This is a genomic window from Geobacter sulfurreducens PCA, from assembly GCF_000007985.2.
In the GTDB taxonomy this organism is placed as follows: domain Bacteria; phylum Desulfobacterota; class Desulfuromonadia; order Geobacterales; family Geobacteraceae; genus Geobacter; species Geobacter sulfurreducens.
Genome location: NC_002939.5, coordinates 1672278 through 1691366 on the forward strand (window position 1 = coordinate 1672278; position 19089 = coordinate 1691366).

Here is a 19089-nt window from a genome sequence, read left to right on the forward strand (position 1 = left end):
AAGCATGGATGAGCTGAAAAACATAATCCGCGACGTACCCGATTTCCCCAAAAAGGGGATCATCTTCAAGGACATTACCACGCTACTGGCGGACGCCCCGTCGTTCCAGCGTATGGTTGACCTGATCGCGCATCGCTATGTAGGGAAGAAGATCAGCAAGGTTGTTGTGGTGGAAGCCCGCGGATTCGTCATCGGCGCCGCCCTGGCTTACAAGCTGGGTGCCGGCGTGGTCCTGGTGCGCAAGCCGGGCAAACTCCCCTCAGAAACCTATAGCAAAACCTATCAGCTCGAATACGGCTCCGACACGCTGGAGATCCATACCGACGCCATTGCCAAGGGAGAGCGGGTGATCATCGCCGACGACATCCTCGCCACCGGCGGTACCATGGCGGCGGTGGTCGACATGGTCGAGGCGCTGGGGGGAGAGATTGTCGAGTGCTGTTTTATGGCCGAGCTCGAATTCCTCGGGGGCAGAAAGAGGTTGCCCGAAGGAAAGGTTTACTCGCTTCTCACCTTCTAGCACCACCGGGGAAAGGGCTTGAAAATGCGCCCCGGATAGGCTATAAAAAATTCTCTTTTGTCCCCGTAGCTCAGCAGGATAGAGCACTTCCCTCCTAAGGAAGGGGTCGGACGTTCGAATCGTCTCGGGGACGCCATACACAATGATGGCCGATTTTACAATAAAATCGGCCATTTGTTTTTACCGCCTTTATCCTCATGCCGTACGCTGATATTTCTTCTTTATTCCCGACAGGTTTCTAGGTTACAACACTAAGTCATGCGGGAAACACGTTTCAGGGCCGGCGACGTTTCCGCATGCCGCACGCACGTGGGCGTGACCGGCCACCAACTGCCCATGGCCTGTGCCGGCAGGCCGAGCCTGCCGTTTTCAGACTTTCATCGACAGGGGACCACTGATGAGCATCTATCATGATGTGATAAAAAGCGAGGTATTTCCCGCTCTCGGCTGTACCGAGCCGATTGCCGTCGCCTATGCCGCAAGTCTGGCGGCGGAACGGCTCGGGGCCGAAGTTGAGACGGTTACCGCTTCGGTTGACCCCGGGGTGTTCAAGAATGGCTTCGCGGTGACTGTCCCCAAGACGGGGGGGCTGAAGGGAAACGTCATCGCCGCGGCGCTCGGTGCCCTCATTGCCCGGCCCGAGTTGAAGATGGAGATACTCTCCGGCGCTGACGAGCGACTTTTGGCGCAGGCCGAACTTCTGGTCTCCTCGGGCCGGGCTACCGTTGCCCTGGTCAAGGAGCGGACCGATCTGTACATCGATGTTGTGGTCACCGGGGGAGGGCGCACGGCCCGGGCCGTTCTGGAGGGGGGACATACCAACATTGTCCGGCTCGAATGCGACGGCAGGATTCTGCTGAATGCGGATGAGCCGGTTTCGGCTGTCGACAGCCATGCCTATCGGGCCGTGCTGCGGCAGATGACGTTTTCCGAAATGATCGGCTTGCTTGATGATCTCGATCAAGGGGATCTTGTCTATCTCAAGCGCGGCGTTGAGATGAATCTGCGCATCGCCGAAGAGGGTAAGCAACTGACCAAGGTCGGCCATTATGTCGAGGAACTGGTGCGCAAGGGGTTTCTGCTTGCCGATGTCGTTTCGTCCAGCAAGATCCTTACCGCCTCCGCGTCGGATGCGCGCATGGCCGGGCTGCCATACCCCGTGATGTCGAGTGGCGGCAGCGGCAATCAGGGCATTGTCGCCATTCTCGTCCCCTACAATGTCGGCATGTTCTTTCATGTGCCTGAAGAGACCATCCTGCGCAGCATAGCCCTTTCCCATCTGGTCAATGCCTATATCAAGTGCCATACCGGCGACCTGGCGCCCATCTGCGGCTGCGCCATCGCCGCCGGGGTAGGCGCCGCCGTGGCGATCGTCTATCAGCAGGCCGGACCGGATATGCACAAGATCGATCTGGCGGTCAATACCATCATCAGCGATATCGGTGGCATGCTGTGCGACGGTGCCAAGGGGGGCTGCGCCCTGAAGGTTGTCAGCTCGACTGATGCTGCAATCCGTGCGGCATACATGGCCCTGAACGGGCATGGAATTTCCGAAGAAGAAGGGTTTGTCGGAAAGAGCGCCGAGGAAACCATACACAATCTGAGCCGCATCGCGGATAAAGGCATGGCGCTTGTGGACGATACCATGCTGTGCATCATGCTCCAGAAGCGCTCGACCGAACCTTGAAAGGGATTCGGATGACGAGCAGCAGACATGTGTCCATCTGATTTACATCAACCAACTGAACCTGCGGATCACCGGCTCTAAAGGATTCACAGGGGGTACCTGATGGTCGTTTGTATTGCATTTGATGTCGCCGTGTTGTGGTTGTGTTGAGTTGTCCTTGCAATTGTTGTCTGTGATTGCATATTATTTGTTAATGCTAACGAGACTCTCCACACGGATGCACTGTCGGTGAAGGTGGTCTATGGACATGTCAGGTAAACGTCGAATTTGTTATGTATGTCTCGGGGGGGTTTGGGCGTTCATCCTGTTCTTCGCCAGCCATGCGGCGGCTGTCGACCTGCAGGATATCAAGGCGAGAGGTGTTCTGCGGCATCTCGGCATTCCGTACGCGCATTTTGTTTCCGGGGACGGGGACGGGATGGACGTGGAACTGATGCGCAATTTCGCCGGGTACCTGGGCGTGCGCTACCAGTACGTGGAGACGGACTGGGATACGGTAATCGCCGATCTCACCGGGAACAAGGTGAAAGCCGTAGGAGATTCGGTGGAGATCCTGGGCGAGTCCCCGATGAGAGGGGACCTGGTCGCCAACGGGTTTACGATCCTGCCGTGGCGGAAGAAGGTGGTTGATTTCTCCCGTCCCACGTTCCCCAGTCAAATCTGGCTGGTGGCACGGGCCGACTCATCCCTGAAGCCGATCAAGCCGACCAACCGGATCACCCGCGACATCGAGCAGACGAGGGCCCTGCTGAAGAATCGGAAGGTGCTCGCCCTGAAAAAGACCTGCCTCGACCCCGACCTTTACAACCTTTCGGAGACCGGAGCCAACGTAACATGCTTCACCGGCAAGCTTAACGAGCTTGCTCCCGCGGTCATCAAGGGCGAGGCGGAGGCAACGATCCTCGACGTCCCTGATGCCCTCATCGCCCTTGAGAAGTGGCCCGGAAAACTGAAGATCATCGGCCCCATCTCGCCGCGGCAGGAAATGGCCGTTGCCTTTCCCAAGGAGTCTGTCCACCTGAGAGAGGCGTTCAACAGATTCCTGCTCCAGTCACAGAAGGATGGAACATACGAACGGATCGTGCGGAAATACTATCCGACGGCCTTTGCCTTTTTCCCCGAGTTCTTCAAAAAGAGACAGTGACGAAGCGGCGTGATGGCGACATTTAACACTCCCCTGAGAATCCTGAGCAAAGCAGCCGCGGCCCTGATCGGGCTGGGATTGGTCGTGGTCATTGTCTATCTGGTTGTCGTCCAGTACAACTCGCAGATCGCCCGCCAACAGGCGGCATTGCAGGAGGCGGGCTCCGATTGCGAGCGCCGGGCGACAGCAGTGGGCTACTTTTTTTCCGAGCAGTTGGACTACATGGGCGACCTTGCCCAATGCCGGGAGCTGTCAGCCTATTTTGAAAACAAGGCCCTCGGCATGTCCATGGAGTATGGCCTTCGCGCCAGCAGCCTGCTGATAACCGAGCGTTTCGACAAGGTTCGCCGGGTGAAAAGGCTCGGCGATCATCCCCTGTACAAGCGCATCGTTTTTCTCGACGCGAACGGCAGGCTGCTGAACGACAGCCGGTCACCGGATTACCGGTGGCAGCAGGAGGTAAGCCGGCTGTCCGCCACATCACCCCGAGGACAGAAGTCGGCCATCTATTACGTCAGCGATGCCGAGACAAACTGGATCATCATATCGGTTCCCTCGTTTTTCAAGGAACGGTATGTGGGCCAGGTCATGGGATGGATTCCCTTTTCCCGGATCTACACCTATTTCTTTGAGCCGGAAAAGGAGTTTTCCCGCGTATCGGATGTAATCATCTACCATGGGACATACATTCATGTCCCCCCGCCAGTGGGACATCTTCTCTCCGCCGGCATCCCGACCCCGCCGGCCGGCATGGAGCCGGGCCGGCCGTATTCCTTCCCACTGAAGGGACAAGAGTTCCGGGGAAAGACGATTTACGCCATTCTCGCACCGGTCAGGGACACCCCCTTTTCGCTGATGGCCATTGTCCCGCCGTCGGAGCAGTACGATTTCCGCTCACCGAAGCAGCTCCTCTATACAACCATCGGCCTGGCGTTGTTCATCGTGGGGGGGATCGCGTTCCTGCTCCGGCTCACCACCAACAATGCACTGTTACAGGCACACCTGGAGGAAACCCGGCTCCGCGAGCAGGCAGTGGATGCTAAAAACCGCGAACTTGCAGCTGAAATTCGTGAACGTCAGCTCGCTGAGGCCTTTTTGCAGAAGGAGCGGGATTTTGTGGAAAGCCTGTTCGAGACCGCCCAGGTTATCATGCTGGTGCTTGATACCGACGGACGGGTCGAGCGCTTCAATTCCTATCTGGAGGAGATTTCCGGATACCACCTGGAAGAGGTGCGCGGCAAGGACGTGTCCGTGTTGCTCCCTGAAGAACTCAGGGACCATCCGGACTCACTGTACCGGATGATACTGCAAGGCACCGGCATGACGGGGCGTATCTGCCCGATCATCACCAGGGACGGCCGCAAGCGGGAAATCGAATGGCACGTGAAAAGGCTCCTGGATACCGATGCCCGCCAGGTGGGGGTTCTCGCCACCGGGCAAGACGTCACCGAGCGCACGATCATGGAAAAGGAGCTGCTGAAGGCGGCCAAGCTGGAATCCCTCGGCGTACTGGCCGGCGGCATCGCCCATGATTTCAATAATCTTCTGACCGTCATCATGGGCAATATCTCCCTGGCGCTCACACAGCTCGACTCCCCCGACAAGGTGAAAGAGTATCTGGCAAAAAGTGAAAAGGCCTCATTCCGCGCCCAGGATCTCACCCGGCAGTTGCTCACCTTTGCCAAGGGAGGAGCCCCCGTCAAAACCGCGTCCTCCATCACTACCGTCATCAGGGAGTCTGCCGAATTTGCCATGAGGGGGTCCAGCGTTCGCTGCGAGTTCTCGATTTCTTCCGACCTCTGGCCGGTCGACATCGACGCGGGCCAGATCAGCCAGGTCCTGCACAATCTTTTCATCAATGCCAATCAGGCAATGCCCGCCGGTGGCGTCATCCAGACGCACTGCGAGAACGTCGTCATCGGGCCGGAGGAGGCGCTTCCCCTTCAGGCAGGCAGGTACGTAAAGGTTTCTATCATCGATCAGGGCGTCGGCATCCCCGAGGAGAATCTCGGCAAGGTCTTCGATCCCTACTTTACGACCAAAGCGCAGGGCAGCGGTCTCGGCCTGGCGTCCAGCTTTTCCATCGTGACACAGCACGGCGGTACGATTACCGTGGAGTCTGCAGAGGGGCGCGGCACGACCTTCCATATCTTTCTTCCCGCTTCATCAAAAGAACTGCGGCAGAAGCAGGTCAGGCGCGAGGCGGTGGCTCCGGCCTGCGGCAGGATCCTGGTCATGGATGATGAAGAGGAGGTGAGGGATGTGATCGGCAACATGCTCAGAAGCGCCGGCTGCGAGGTGGAGTTCGCCCAGGGGGGCGAAGAGGCCATCGACCGGTACAAAGAGTCCTTGGCCAAGGGGTGCCCGTTCGACGTGCTGATCATGGACCTGACGATTCCCGGCCGGATGGGGGGGAAGGAGGCCATCGCGATCCTTCGGCAGATAAACCCGCAGGTGAAGGCGATCGTCTCGACCGGCTACTCCAATGACTCAGTCATGGCCAATTACAGGGAATACGGTTTCGATGAGCTGATCACCAAGCCGTTCAAGGTGGCTGAACTTTCGGAAAAGCTCAGGCTGGTTCTTGCCGGCGGCCCGTGACGTAAGTCATCGGCAGAGCTCGAACACAAAGGGCCTGCACCCGGACGGGGCAGGCCCTTTTGTGTGCAACAGCCGGTTTCCCGGCGTTAGATGATCTTGTTCAGCGGATACTCCACGATCCCCTCGGCGCCGAGCTTGATCAGCTCGGGAACGATGCGCCGGACCTCCTTTTCCGGGAGGATGCTCTCGATGGAGACCCAGTCCGAGTTGAAGAGGTGGGACACGGTAGGGTTCTTGAGGCTCGGCAGCACGCGGGTGATTGCCTCCAGCTGGTCATTGGGGGCGTTCATCTTGAGGCCCACCATTCCCTCGGCGGCAAGGGCCGATTTGAGGAGGGTGGCGATGGTCTCGATCTTCTCGCGCTTCCACGGATCGGCCCAGGCGGCCTTGTTGGCGATCAGAACCGGCACCGACTCCATCAGGTCGCAGACGATCCGCAGGCCGTTGGCCTTGATGGTAGACCCCGTTTCGGTCACTTCCACGATGGCGTCGCAGAGGCCGTCAACCACCTTTGCCTCGGTGGCGCCCCAGGAGAATTCAACGGTTACCGGGATGTTGCGCTCGGCAAAGTACCGCTTGGTGAAGCCCACCAGTTCGGTGGAGATGGTGGCCCCGTGGAGGTCCTCCGGCTTCTGCACGGCGGAGTCCCTGGTAACCACCAGGACCCAGCGGGCGGGCCGGCGGGAGACCTTGGAGTAGACCATCTCGCAGACTTCCACCACGTCCGACTCGTTTTCCCTCACCCAGTCGCGGCCGGCAATGCCAGCGTCGATGGTGCCGCGCTCAACGTATTTCCCCATTTCCTGGGGCCGGATGAGCTTGCAGTTCATCTCGTCGTCGTCAACGCCGGGGAAGTAGCTGCGGGAGGAGATGCTGATCTGCCAGCCGGCCTTGCGGAACAGCTCGACCGTTGCGTTTTCGAGGCTGCCCTTGGGCACGCCGAAATTGAGAAGGCCGCTCATTTCTTGTACACCTCCGCCGGATCGAACAGGGGCTCGGAGTGCTCGACCCACTGGCCGTCCTCCCATCGGACGTAGAAGCAGCTCCGGTTGCCCGTGTGGCAGGCTGCCGGACCGTTCTGCTTCACCTTGATGACCACGGCGTCGGCATCACAGTCGGTGAGCACCTCGACCACCTCCTGGGTGTTGCCCGACTCCTCGCCCTTCATCCAGTACTTGTTGCGGCTGCGGCTGAAGAACCAGGTCTTGCCGCTCTCAAGGGTGAGGTTGAGGGTTTTTTCATCCATGAAGGCCACCATGAGAACCTCGTTGGTGGCGTGGTCCTGGATAATGGCCGGGATGAGCCCTCCCATCTTCTGGAAATCGATCGTTATCATGCCGGGTGTCTCTCCTCCTTTGCGGGAATGAACCAGATTTCAGCAGTTGAACACTGCCTGCAGTCGTGCCGACGGTCTCTTTCAGTAATACCAGGCTCATTTTTCTGCAGCCGATCACCATTCGGACAGGAGCGGCCGTGAACCACGGAATTTCCTTTAATACTCCGCCATCTATCATTGTGTCAACAAAATGTGGCGCCAGAAGTCGGAGCCCTTGGCAGGAGAGGGGCGTTCGGGGTATAACCGACTCCTGGGGCATACCCGGCAGGCGGGATAGAGGACATATCCTGTCGCACTGTTGGACGATACTGTAGCCTGCCTTTATATCCCCACGGAGGAGCACCCATGACGGAACGAAAACGTCCCGCGGCGCTGCGGGGCACGACCGTGGCGCTGGAGACCAACTGCGGCAAGCTCTATGTGACGGTCAACCGCGACCCGGACACCGGTCTGCCCGTCGAGGTCTTCTGCCGCTTCGGCAAGGCGGGCGGGTGCGGCAGCGCCGTCATGGACGGCCTGACCCGGATGATCACCCGCGGCCTGCTCTCGGGCATGGACCCGCAGGTTGTGGTTCGGGACCTGGCCGGGATATCGTGCCACCTGGGCGCCGCCACCTGTCTCGACGCCCTGGCGGAGGCGGTGGCCCTGGCCCTGGATGAGGGGAAAGGAGAGGACCGTTGCCCCTGACCATCTACACGAGCAACCGGATGGAGGCCCTGGTCGAGCAGCTTTGCGCCGTGGTCGAGCCCCCCCTGTCGTCACCCTTTGTTCCCGAGACCATCGTGGTGCAGAGCCGGGGCATGGAACGGTGGCTCGCCATGGAGCTGGCAAAGCGCCTGGGGATCTGGGCGAACGGCTCCTATCCCTTTCCCAATGCCTTTGTCTGGTCGCTCTTCCGGGCGGCGCTGCCCCATCTGCCGGACCAGTCCCCCTTTGACCCCGCCATCCTGACTTGGCGGATCATGGACCTGCTGCCGCGCCTGCTCCCGGAACCGGCCTTCGGCCAGTTGCGGGGGTATCTGGCCGGGGAGGACCGGGAACTGCGGCTCTACCAGCTTGCGGCCAGGATCGCCGACACCTTTGACCAGTACACCGTGTTCCGGGGCGACCTGCTGGCGACCTGGGAAACGGGGCGGGACCAGCAGTGGCAGGCCCGGCTCTGGCGCGCATTGACCGCGGACAGCCCCGGTACCCACCGGGGGGCCGTGCGCGACGCATTTCTGAAACAGCTGGCCGGGGGGCGTCTCCCTGCCGGCGTCTGCCCCGAACGGGTGTCGGTCTTCGGCATCTCGTACCTTCCGCCGTTCCACCTGGAGATCTTCACCTCCCTGGCCCGGCTCTGCCCGGTGAACCTGTTCGTCCTGAGCCCCTGCCGGGAATACTGGGGGGATATCGTCTCGCCCGGCGCCCGGGCGCGGATGACCCCGGAGCGCCGGCAGCAGGCCGTGGAGGGGCATCCGCTGCTTGCCTCCCTGGGCAAGCCGGGGCGCGATTTCTCGTCCCTCATCCTGGCCTGCGACGACTTGTCGGGCGGCGAGCGCGACCTCTATGCCGACGCCCCCGGCGAAACGCTCCTGGCAGCGGTGCAGAACGGCATCCTTACCCTGGACGAGGCCGACGGCACTCCGCGCCTGGTCCGGGTGGACCCCGGCGACCGCTCGATCGGGATTCATTCCTGTCACGGCCCCATGCGCGAGGCGGAGGTGCTCCACGACGTCCTGCTGGCCATGTTCGAGGACCTGCCCGGCCTCACGCCCCGGGATATCCTCGTGATGACGCCGGACATCGAGACCTATGCCCCCTATGTTGCCGCGGTGTTCGGCGGCGGTCAGGACCAGCGGCGGCGCATCCCGTTTTCCATTGCCGACCGGAGCATCAGGAGTGCGGGGGGAGCGGCCGACGCCTTCCTGGCCATCCTCGATCTCCCCCTGGGCCGCTTCCCGGCGACCGGTGTGCTGGACATCCTGGAGACCGGCGCGGTCCACCGCCGTTTCGGCATCGACGAGGCCGGTCTCGAACAGATCCGCTCCTGGGTTGAGGCCACCCGCATCCGTTGGGGCATGGACGAGAACGAGCGCCGGGCTGCCGGGCTGCCTGCCTACCGGGAGAACAGCTGGCAGGCGGGGCTCGACCGGCTGCTGCTGGGGGTGGCCATGCCCGACGAGGAAGGGGCCATGTTCGGCGGCATCCTCCCCCACGATGCCATGGAAGGGGACGGGCCGGTGCTCCTGGGGCGCTTCATCCGCTTCGTGGAGGCCCTGGAGCGGGTGCGGCAGGATCTGGCGCGCCCCCGCTCCCTTGAGGGGTGGACAGCGACCCTGCGCGGCATCCTGGCCGACTTCTTCAATCCCGATGACGCCACCGCCTTCGAACGTGCCGCCTTGGGCAGGATCGTGGACGGCCTCGGCGAACTCGGCGCGGGCTCCGGCTTCACGGACGAGGTGGGGCGGTCCGTGATCAGGGCCTGGCTCGGCGAACGGCTCGACAGGCCCGACCAGGGGCTCGGCTTCATGACCGGCGGGGTCACCTTCTGCGCCATGCTCCCCATGCGGAGCATCCCTTTCCGGGTGATCTGCCTGCTGGGGGTGAACGACGACTCCTTCCCCCGCCGGGACCGCGCCGCCGGCTTCGACCTGATGGCCGCAGACCGCCGTCCCGGCGACCGGTCCCTGCGGGAGGAGGACCGCTACCTCTTTCTGGAAGCCCTCCTCTCGGCCCGGGAGCGCCTGGTGATCAGCTACACCGGTCAGAGCGTCCGGGATAACGCCGAGCTTCCCCCGTCGGTGCTGGTGAGCGAGTTCCTCGACTACCTGGGATCGCGCTTCACGGACGGCACCGACCGGTTCCCGGCCTCCCTGGTGACACGGCACCGGCTCCAGCCCTTCAGCCCCGCCTACTTCACCGGTGACGGCGGGCTGTTCAGTTACGCGGCCGAAGAGTGTCGCGCCCTGTCCCGTCGCGGCAGGGACGACGCACCGCGCCCCTTCCTGGAGCACCCCCTGGCCGAGTCCGGTCCGGCGTCGGCCGACGAAACGGAGATCCTGCCCCTGGCGCAGCTCATCTCCTTTTTCGAGCACCCGGTGCGCTACCTCATGCGTCACCGGCTCGGCATCCGCCTGGAGGAGAGCCGCTCCCCCCTGGAGGACCGGGAGCCCTTTGCCCTGGACTCTCTGGATGCCTTCCTGCTGGAACAGGAGATCCTGGACCACATTCTGGCGGGCGGCGACCCGGCCGACCTCCTCCCCGTGGCCCGGGCCCGGGGCGGCCTGCCCCCGGCGCGCCAGGGAGAGCTGGCCTTTGCGGGGCTCACCGCCCGGGTGCGGGACCTGGCCGACCGGGTCCGGCCGGCAACCAACGGCCAGCCCCCCCTCGAACCCCTGACCGTGGACCTGCGGGTGGGTGAGCGGCGGCTCGTGGGCGAGCTGGGTTCCCTCTGGCCCGCCGGCCTTATCCGCTGGCGCTGTGCCAGGCTGTCCGGCCGCGACCACATCCGGCTCTGGATTGAGCACCTGGTTTTCAATGCCCTGGCATTGCCCGCCACCGGGGCGGCAAGCAGGCTCCTGGCCGCTGACGGCGACCTGGCGCTCCGTCCCGTGGCCGATCCCCTTGCGCACCTGGAGGCTCTGGTGTCGTACTACGGGCAGGGGAGCCGGGAGCCGCTGCGGTTCTTCCCGCGCAGCTCCCTGGCCTTTGCCCGCACGGGCGAGATGGCGGCGGCCCGCACCACCTGGGGGGGAGACTTCTACCCAGAGGGGGACGATCCCTACTATGCGCTCTGCTTCGGCACTGCCGATCCCCTGGACGACGCCTTCCGCGAGACGTCCGTCGCAATCCTGACCCCCCTGCTGGCCCACCGGGAGGACGAGCGGTGACTTCCCTGCGACCCCATGACAATCTGACCGTGGAACTGTCCGGCCACAACCTGGTGGAAGCCAGCGCCGGCACGGGCAAGACCTTTGCCATAGCCTGCCTCTACCTGCGCCTGGTGGTGGAAGGGGAGGGGCTGCTCCCCGATAACATCCTGGTGGTGACCTTTACCGAGGCGGCCACCAAGGAGCTGCGCGCCCGCATCCGCCAGCGGCTGCGCCAGGCCCGCGACCGGTTCGCCGGTGGGGGCGCGCCGGACGAGTTCCTCGACCGGCTGGCCCTGGGTGAGCGCTGGCCGGGGCACGCCACAGCCCTGGCCCGGATAGACAGCGCCCTCCAGACCTTCGACTGCGCCGCCATCTCCACCATCCACGGCTTCTGCCTCCGGGCGCTCCAGGAAAACGCCTTCGAGAGCGGTTCCCTGTTCGACACCGAACTGGCGGCGGACCAGGAACCGCTCCTGCGCCAGGTGGCGGACGATTTCTGGCGCCACCACTTCTTCGGCGCTGACGCGCCGCTGCTCCCCCTGGCCCTGGGCCGGCGCTGGTCCCCGGAGGAACTGGCGGCATTCCTGCGGAACATTGCCGGCAAGCCCCACCTGGCCGTGGAGCCGGTCTGGCATTCCGGTGAAGCGGACCGCGTGGCCGGGGAGATCCGGGACGCCTTTGCCGCGCTCTCGTCCCTCTGGCGGACGCAACGGGCGGAGATTGCCGCCATCCTGGCCGCCGATCCCGGGCTGAGCCGCTCCAGGAGCAACTACCACCCGGACCTGGTGCCGGGACTTCTGGTCGCCATGGACGGCTACGCGGCCGGAGCGGACCCCTACGCGCTCTTTGCCGGGTTCGACAAATTCACCACCGGGTTCCTGGCCGGGCAGCGGCTCAAAAAGGCCGACCCGCCCCGGCACGACTGCTTCGATCTCTGCGACCGCCTGGCACGGCTCACCTCCCAGCGGCTCCTGCTTCTGAAGGCCGAGTTCGCGGCCCGGGGCCGGGAGCGGCTGGCCGCGCTCAAGGCGCAGCGCAACGTCCGGGGATATGATGACCTGCTCACGGACCTCCACGCCGCCCTTGGCGGGCCCGGCGGCGCGGCCCTGGCCGACCGGCTGCGTGAGCGCTACCGGGCCGCCCTCATCGACGAGTTCCAGGACACGGACCAGGTCCAGTACCGGATCTTCCGGGCGGTCTTCAGCGGCGGCGCAGTGCCCCTGTTTCTGATCGGCGACCCCAAGCAGGCCATCTACAGCTTCCGGGGGGCCGACGTTTTCGCCTACCTGGAGGCCCGGCAGGAGATCCCGGCGGAGCGGCGCTTCACCATGGACCGCAACTGGCGCTCCACGCCGGAGATGGTCGAAGCGGTGAGTTCCCTGTTCCGCCTGGGGGGGGAGCACCCCTTCCTGGCCGGCGACATCGCCTTTCCCCCGGTCACGGCGGCCCGGCGGCAGGGATGTTCCTTCGGCGACCGCGATCCGGCACCGCTCCAGCTCTGGTTCTTCCGCCGGGGCGAGAGCGACCGCGACTGCATCAACCTGGGTACGGGCCGGCAGCGGATCGTCACCGCCGTTGCCGACGAGATCTCCGGGCTCCTGGCCGACGGCCGCGCCGGCACGGCCTGCCTGGAGGACGAGGACGGGCGGATGCAGCCCCTCACCCCCGGCGACGTGGCCGTCATCGTCCGGTCCCACTTCGAGGCGGGCCTGGTCCAGCAGGCCCTGCGGGAGCGGGGCATCCCCTCCGTGGTCCAGAGTGCCGACAGCCTGTTCGAGACCCGCGAGGCCGGCGAGGTCTGGACCGTGATGGGGGCCGTGGCCGAGCCGGGGAACGAGGGGCGGGTCAGGGCGGCCCTGGTCACGGCGCTCTTCGGGCTCAACGGCAACGACCTGGCGCTTCTCATGGAGCAGGAGGCGGCCTGGGAAGCGCGGATCGCCGCCTTCCGCGACTACCGCGACCTCTGGCGCGAGCAGGGCTTCATGACCATGTTCCGCGCCCTCCTGGACCGGGAGGGGGTGAGGGAGCGGTGCCTTCCCCTGCCCGACGGGGAACGGCGGCTCACCAACCTGCGCCACTGCGCCGAGGTGCTCCACCAGGCGGCCGTTGAGCGGCGTCTCGGCCCCGATGCCCTGACGGCGTGGTTCGGGGAGCGGGTGAGCGTGCCCCCGCCCGGGGAGGATTACCAGATCCGGCTCGAATCGGACGACCGGGCGGTCCGCATCGTCACGGTCCACGTCAGCAAGGGGCTGGAGTATCCCGTGGTCTTTGCCCCCTTCATGTGGGGCGGGTTGCGGGATGACGGGGACCTGACCCTCTGTCACGAGGAGGGCTACCGGCTGGTGGCGGATTTCGGCACCGACCGCCGGGACGAGCGGCAGCGCCGGGCCCGCACCGAGGCCCTGGCCGAGAATCTCCGCCTCCTCTACGTGGCCCTCACCAGGGCCCGCTGCCGCGCCTACCTGGTCTGGGGTAAGTTCCGCGGCGCCGAGACATCGGCTCCGGGCTGGCTCCTCCACGGCAGCCGGCCCGACGGGGGAGGCGACCCGGTGGCGCTCCTGGAAGGGACCCTGAAGAAGGCGACCGACCAGACCCTGCTGGAGCGGCTCGACCACCTGGCAACGGCAAGCGGCGGAGGCATTGCCGTGACCGAAGACCCGTGCCCGGACCGGCTGCCCCGCTTCCGGCCGGCCATGGGTGAGGCGCCGCTGGTCTGCCGGGACTTCAGGGGCGACATCGACGCGGGCTGGCGGGTGGCCAGCTTCACCTCCTTTGCCTCGGGGCACCGGGAACCCGCCGAGTTGCCGGACCGGGACCAGACCCCGCCGGAGCTTCCGCCCGACGCGGCCAGCGACACGGCAGCCCCGCCCGAGGGCTCCATGTTCGCCTTTCCCCGGGGGCCCCGGGCCGGCATCTTCCTGCACGGCCTCTTCGAGCAGCTCGATTTTGCCGTTGCCGGCGACGATACGGTGCGGGACCTGGTCCGGCGCGAACTGGAGCGCAACGGCCATGGCGCCCAGTGGCTCGATCCGGTGAGCCGCATGGTCGGCAACGTCCTGAATGTTCCTCTGGGCGGGGAGGGGAATTCTTTCCGTCTGGCCGACCTGGCCCCCGGCAGCTGGCTGGCGGAGCTGGAGTTCTATTTCCCGCTCCGGTTCGTGCGGGACGCCCAAGTGGCAACCATCCTGGCCGGGGCCGGGGTGCTCCCCCAGGGGGCCGACCTGGGGGCGGTGGCGCGCCGGATCGCCTTCGGCGAGGCCCGGGGCATGGTGCGCGGCTTCGTTGACCTGGTGTTCCGCCACAGTGGCCGCTACTACCTGATCGACTGGAAATCGAACCACCTGGGGAACCGGGCCGAGGATTACGGCCCCGAGCGCCTCTGCCGGGAGATGGAGCGCTCCCTCTATCCGCTCCAGTACCTGCTCTACACCGTGGCCCTCAACCGCTTCCTGGAGCGCCGTCTGCCCGGCTATCGCTACGAGGAGCACTTCGGCGGAGTGTTCTACCTGTTCCTGCGGGGGATCGATCCCGAACGCCCCGCCCTGGGGGTCTATCATGACCTGCCGCGGCCCGACCTAGTGCGGGCATTGACCGACTGCCTCGCCGGGCGGGAAGGAGGAGCGCCGTGAGTGCCGACGACCTGCAATTCCGCGACATCGACGCCTGTTTTGCCGACTTCCTCTGCCGCCTGGCCGGGGGCCGGAACGACGATCTCCATCGGGCCGCCATGCACGCCAGCGCCGCCGTAGGGGCCGGCCACGTCTGCCTGCACCTGGACGAGGCCTTTGGCAGCAATGGAGCGGCCCTGGCCGTCACCCTCAGGGCCCTGCCGGTGGTGGGCCCGCCCGGTGGCCGCACCCCCCTGATCCTTGACGAAAAGAACCGCCTCTACCTTTATCGATACTGGAACTATGAATATCTAGTTGCTGAATTCATAAAGCAAAAATCCGCAGAGCTCCGTCCCGTTTCCCTGCCGCTCCTGCGGGCGGGTATTGACCGGATCTTCGGGCCGAAGGGGGACGATGCCGTGGACTGGCAGCGGGTGGCTGCCGCGGCCGCGGTGCGGAGCGGCTTTTGCGTCATCTCCGGGGGGCCGGGTACCGGCAAGACCTCCACCGTGGTTTCGATCCTGGCCCTGCTCCTGGAGCAGGCCGGCGAGGAGGGGGCGGGCATTGCCCTGGCAGCGCCCACGGGAAAGGCCGCGGCGCGGCTCGGCGACTCCATCCGCGACGCCCGTCAGCGCCTGGCAGCGGTGACCCCCGTGGCGGAACGGATTCCCGGCCAGGTCTCCACCATCCACCGGCTGCTGGGGGTGATTCCCGGCTCGGTCCGTTTCCGTCATGACCGGCACAATCCGCTGCCCCACCGGGTAGTGGTGGTGGACGAGGCCTCCATGGTGCCGCTGCCTCTCATGGCCCGGCTGGTGGAGGCCCTGGCGCCGTCGGCTCGGCTCATCCTCCTGGGGGACCGGGACCAGCTCGCCTCGGTGGAGGCCGGGGCCGTGCTGGGCGACATCTGCGACACCGGGCGGGCGCACCGGTTCTCGGCCCCGTTCCGGGAGTTCATCCGTGATGCCGCGAGTGAGGAGATCGAGGGAGAAGCCGGGGACGACGGGAACGACCAGCCGGGTACGCCGGCCGACTCCCTGGTGATCCTGCGCAGGAACTACCGCTTCGGTGCGGCCAGCGCCATTGGCGCGGCCAGTGCGGCCGTGAACGAGGGCGACGGGGACCGGCTCATGGCGCTTGTGTCAGGAGAAGGGATGGACGGAGGCGTGGCGCTCCGGCCCGTGCCGCCGGCGGAGCGGCTTGCCGGGGCCCTGGCTGAGAGCGTTGTTGCGGGGTACGGCGAGTATCTGGGGCAGGCGGACCCGGAACAGGCCCTGGCCTGCTTCGACCGCTTCCGGGTCCTTTGTGCCGTTCGGCAGGGGGAGTACGGGGTGCAGGGGCTCAACCGGGCCATCGAGCGGGTCCTGGCACGGCAGGGGCTCATCGATGCCGACCGCGTCTGGTATCCGGGGCGGCCGGTCATGGTGACGGTGAACGACTACGGGCTGGGGCTTTTCAACGGCGACATCGGCCTGGCGGTTGCCGATCCCGCCTTCAGCGGCGGCCTGGCCGTCTGCTTTCCCGCACCAGGCGGCGGAGTCAGAAAGATTTCCCCGGCCCGGCTGCCCGCCCACGAAACGGTTTTCGCCATGACGGTCCACAAGAGCCAGGGGTCCGAGTTCGACCGGATTCTGCTGGTGCTCCCCCCCTTCGACAGTCCCGTGCTCACGCGGGAACTGGTCTACACGGGACTCACCCGCGCCCGGACCGGTGCGGTCATCTGGGCGGACGAGGAGATCCTGCGGTCCGCTGCGGCGCGGAGGAGCGAACGGCGGTCGGGCCTGCGGGAAGCGTTGTGGGGATGATGGGGTGATGGGGGGCGCGGCCGGACAGCCGCGCCGGATCAGTGACCGCCGGAGAGGGGGACGTCGAAGGTGCGGCCGTCCTTGGAGAAGCGGACCTTGCGCTCGCCGATGGAGACGATGCGGGCGCCCGCCACCACGTTTCCTTCCGCAACCAGGGTGCCATTCACCACGGCCCGGCGCAGACGCCGCTCATCCTGCCAGGCGATGCCCGTTACGGACAGATCCGCGGGCTGGGCCACGGCAACGGGTGCCGGTGTGCTTGGGGCGCGTACCACCGGAGCACTTTCTTCTTCCTCCTCGTCCGGGCGCGGTGCCGCGGGCACGGGGCGCGGAACAGCCGCCGCGGGCGGGGCAGGGACGGGACGCGGCGCCTCAAGGGCCGGAGCCGGTTGCGGCTGCGGAACCGGGGGCTGCGGCACGGGGGCCGGCGCAGGCGCGGATTCCGTACCCTCGTCCTGGTACCCGGCCGTCAGCGGGGCCGGCCGGCCGGCGTCCCGGCGTTGTACCGCCGCCGTGCGCGTGGCGTCGTTGCCGCCCTTCAGTAACAGGCCCACTGCCAGACCCGCCAGGAGGATCACTGCGGCGCCGGCCGCGAACAGCCACCGTTTCCGGCTGTCGGAGCGCTGCGCGCCCCGGTGACCAAGCACGTCGGGACGGATGTTCTCGGTGGCCCCGCGCCGGGCTTTGCGCTCCTGCTCCATTTTTCTCAGCGCGTCAAGAATCAGGCTCATTGCGTGCTCCCCTTTGCTCCCGTAAGTCCCGGCGGGAAAAACCCGCCCGCCCTGCGGTAGAGGAGCGCCAGCGTTTTCTCCCCCGCCTTGCCGTCAGGTTGCAGCCCCTCGGACTGCTGGAAGCGACGCACCCCTTCCTCGGTAGCTGCATCAAAGTCGCCCGTGGGTTTTTCATCGTAGAAACCGGCCCCCTTCAGCAGCTCCTGAAGCGGCTTCACTCCCTTGCCCCTGCTTCCCGCCCGGGTCCGTAACGGTATTCCGTGGAAATTCTTCCAGAACATCCAGGCCCGTCCTTCCCAGAACGCCTCGATCTCGCCGCGCGAAAGGGAATCTTTCCCCGCAACAGCCGGCACCACGGTGAACGAGCCGTTGTTCGCGGCCGTAAGGGTCAGGAACCGGCTGGTGCCGTCGGGAAGCTCCACCTGGAGCAGCACCGGCGCGTCGAAACGCAGGATGTCGTCCAGGCTCCCCTTGATTTCCGTGGCCGTGAAACCGCGCCGTGCCGCCAGGGTGCGGATATCGTCGCTGCGCCCGGCCCGGTCGATGGCGGGTGCCTGCCATGCCCCCAGCAGGGCGTTGGCCGCGGTCACCAGGTTGTCCCCCGCGGCCGTTGCCGTCAGGGATTTGCGGACAGCGTCGCCGGTCAGGGGAGGCGGCTGCGGCGCCGGGGCTGGCGTTGCCTCTCCGGCCACGGCCGGGGGCGGTGGCTCCTTGTCCGCGCGGTTGAACACGGCAACGCCGATGCTTATCGCCGCGGCCAGGGTCAGAAGCTGCAGGGTCTTGCGGGGGATGGGAAAGCGCCGCCCCTCCTCCTGGCGCACGTCGATGATGGCTTCGGCCGCCATTGACGCGGTGATCTCCCTGCTGTCCCTGGTGTAGGCCAGCAGGAGCGCCCGGTCGCACACGGCATTGATCAGCCGGGGCAGCCCTTTGGAGAAGCGGTAGATCTTCTTCACGGCCCCCAGGGTGAACGCCACCGGCTCCCGGCCGCCGCCCGCCACCCTGATCCGGTGCCGGATGTACTCCCGCGTATCGTCGCATCCCATGGGCTCCAGGTGGTAGCGCACCGTGATCCGCTGGTTGAGCTGGCGCAGTTCTTCCAGCGCCAGCAGCCGCTTCAGCTCCGGCTGGCCCACCAGCACGATCTGGATCAGCTTGTCCCGCTCGGTCTCCAGGTTGGAGATGAGCCTGATGTGCTCCAGCACCTCGGCGGAAAGATTCTGGGCCTCGTCGATCACCAGCACCACCGTGCGGCCGGCCGAGCTTTCCTCCAGCAGGAAACGGTTCAGGGCCTCCAGCAACTCGCCCCGCTCCGAGCTGGCGCAGGGGAGGCCGAACTCCCGGTTGATCCCCTGGAGCAGCCCTAGGGACGACAGGGTCGGGTTGAAGATGAGGGCGGTGCGGTGCGTGGCCGGGTCGAGCTGGTTGAGGAAGGTCCTGATCAGGGTGGTCTTGCCGGTCCCCACCTCGCCCGTCAGCTCGATGAACCCCGCATGGGTGTCAATGCCGTAGAGCAGGTGGGCGAACCCCTCCTGATGGTGGGTGCTCAGAAAGAGAAAATCAGGGTTCGGGGTGAGCGCAAAGGGTTGTTCGGTAAAGCCGAAATGGTCTCGATACATGGGGCACGAACATCGGCCGGAAAACTGCCCGGCGAGTAAAATAATCAGATTTTCAACTAGTTATAAAGTTCAAATCCCTGGATGTCAAGGGGTAATTCATTGGCGGGCCCGGACGGAGGGCGTTTGACAAAGGTTAATCATTATGTAGAGTTAACCTCTGCGGGCCCCGGCCGGACATGAGCGC

12 protein-coding genes and 1 tRNA gene are annotated in these 19089 nt (G+C 65.4%); 9 read left to right on the top strand and 4 right to left on the bottom strand.

All coding sequences use genetic code 11. The annotated features are described in order from the left end of the window. Positions 1 to 4 precede the first annotated feature (4 nt). The 5 genes from GS_RS07610 to GS_RS07630 all read left to right on the top strand — a co-directional run bounded on the left by GS_RS07610 (position 5) and on the right by GS_RS07630 (position 5952). Positions 5 to 520 (top strand): adenine phosphoribosyltransferase, encoded by a 516-nt coding sequence (locus GS_RS07610; protein ID WP_010942173.1) that lies wholly within the window; start codon positions 5 to 7, stop codon positions 518 to 520. Between the two features lie 59 nt (positions 521 to 579). Next, positions 580 to 656 (top strand) — tRNA-Arg (locus GS_RS07615). Between the two features lie 261 nt (positions 657 to 917). Then, entirely contained in the window at positions 918 to 2207 is a 1290-nt protein-coding gene (locus GS_RS07620; RefSeq protein WP_010942174.1) for a serine dehydratase subunit alpha family protein, read from the top strand. Between the two features lie 247 nt (positions 2208 to 2454). After that, a complete protein-coding gene (locus GS_RS07625) occupies positions 2455 to 3351 on the top strand; it encodes a transporter substrate-binding domain-containing protein (protein WP_010942175.1) in 897 nt (298 codons plus the stop codon). Between the two features lie 12 nt (positions 3352 to 3363). Continuing rightward, positions 3364 to 5952, top strand: a complete 2589-nt coding sequence (locus tag GS_RS07630; protein ID WP_235045002.1) for a hybrid sensor histidine kinase/response regulator — start codon at positions 3364 to 3366, stop codon at positions 5950 to 5952. Between the two features lie 86 nt (positions 5953 to 6038). Here the strand turns inward: GS_RS07630 and hisG are convergent, their stop codons facing one another. Both hisG and hisI read right to left on the bottom strand, forming a co-directional pair. Continuing rightward, entirely contained in the window at positions 6039 to 6914 is an 876-nt protein-coding gene (hisG, locus tag GS_RS07635) for an ATP phosphoribosyltransferase (protein WP_010942177.1), read from the bottom strand. Continuing rightward, complete coding sequence (gene hisI / locus GS_RS07640; RefSeq protein ID WP_010942178.1) at positions 6911 to 7288, bottom strand: phosphoribosyl-AMP cyclohydrolase; 378 nt, start codon at positions 7286 to 7288, stop codon at positions 6911 to 6913. Before hisI ends, hisG begins: the two co-directional genes overlap by 4 nt. Positions 7289 to 7633: 345 nt before the next feature. Here hisI and GS_RS07645 point away from each other — a divergent pair, with 345 nt between their 5' ends. From GS_RS07645 to recD, 4 genes are read left to right on the top strand one after another with little or no spacing between them, the layout of a single operon-like run. Then, positions 7634 to 7975 (top strand): TSCPD domain-containing protein, encoded by a 342-nt coding sequence (locus GS_RS07645; protein ID WP_010942179.1) that lies wholly within the window; start codon positions 7634 to 7636, stop codon positions 7973 to 7975. After that, on the top strand, positions 7966 to 11160 hold the full coding sequence (recC, locus tag GS_RS07650; RefSeq protein WP_010942180.1) for an exodeoxyribonuclease V subunit gamma: 3195 nt from the start codon (positions 7966 to 7968) through the stop codon (positions 11158 to 11160). Before GS_RS07645 ends, recC begins: the two co-directional genes overlap by 10 nt. After that, positions 11157 to 14771, top strand: a complete 3615-nt coding sequence (gene recB / locus GS_RS07655) for an exodeoxyribonuclease V subunit beta (RefSeq protein WP_010942181.1) — start codon at positions 11157 to 11159, stop codon at positions 14769 to 14771. The genes recC and recB overlap by 4 nt, the downstream gene beginning before the upstream one ends. Beyond that, the gene (gene recD / locus GS_RS07660) at positions 14768 to 16555 is read left to right on the top strand and encodes an exodeoxyribonuclease V subunit alpha (RefSeq protein ID WP_010942182.1); all 1788 of its coding nucleotides are present in this window, start codon (positions 14768 to 14770) and stop codon (positions 16553 to 16555) included. Before recB ends, recD begins: the two co-directional genes overlap by 4 nt. A 38-nt stretch (positions 16556 to 16593) precedes the next feature. Here recD and GS_RS07665 read toward each other — a convergent pair whose 3' ends face one another. After that, positions 16594 to 17286 (bottom strand): hypothetical protein, encoded by a 693-nt coding sequence (locus tag GS_RS07665; RefSeq protein ID WP_010942183.1) that lies wholly within the window; start codon positions 17284 to 17286, stop codon positions 16594 to 16596. After that, entirely contained in the window at positions 17283 to 18905 is a 1623-nt protein-coding gene (locus tag GS_RS07670; protein WP_010942184.1) for an AAA family ATPase, read from the bottom strand. The genes GS_RS07665 and GS_RS07670 overlap by 4 nt, the downstream gene beginning before the upstream one ends. Between the last annotated feature and the right edge of the window lie 184 nt (positions 18906 to 19089).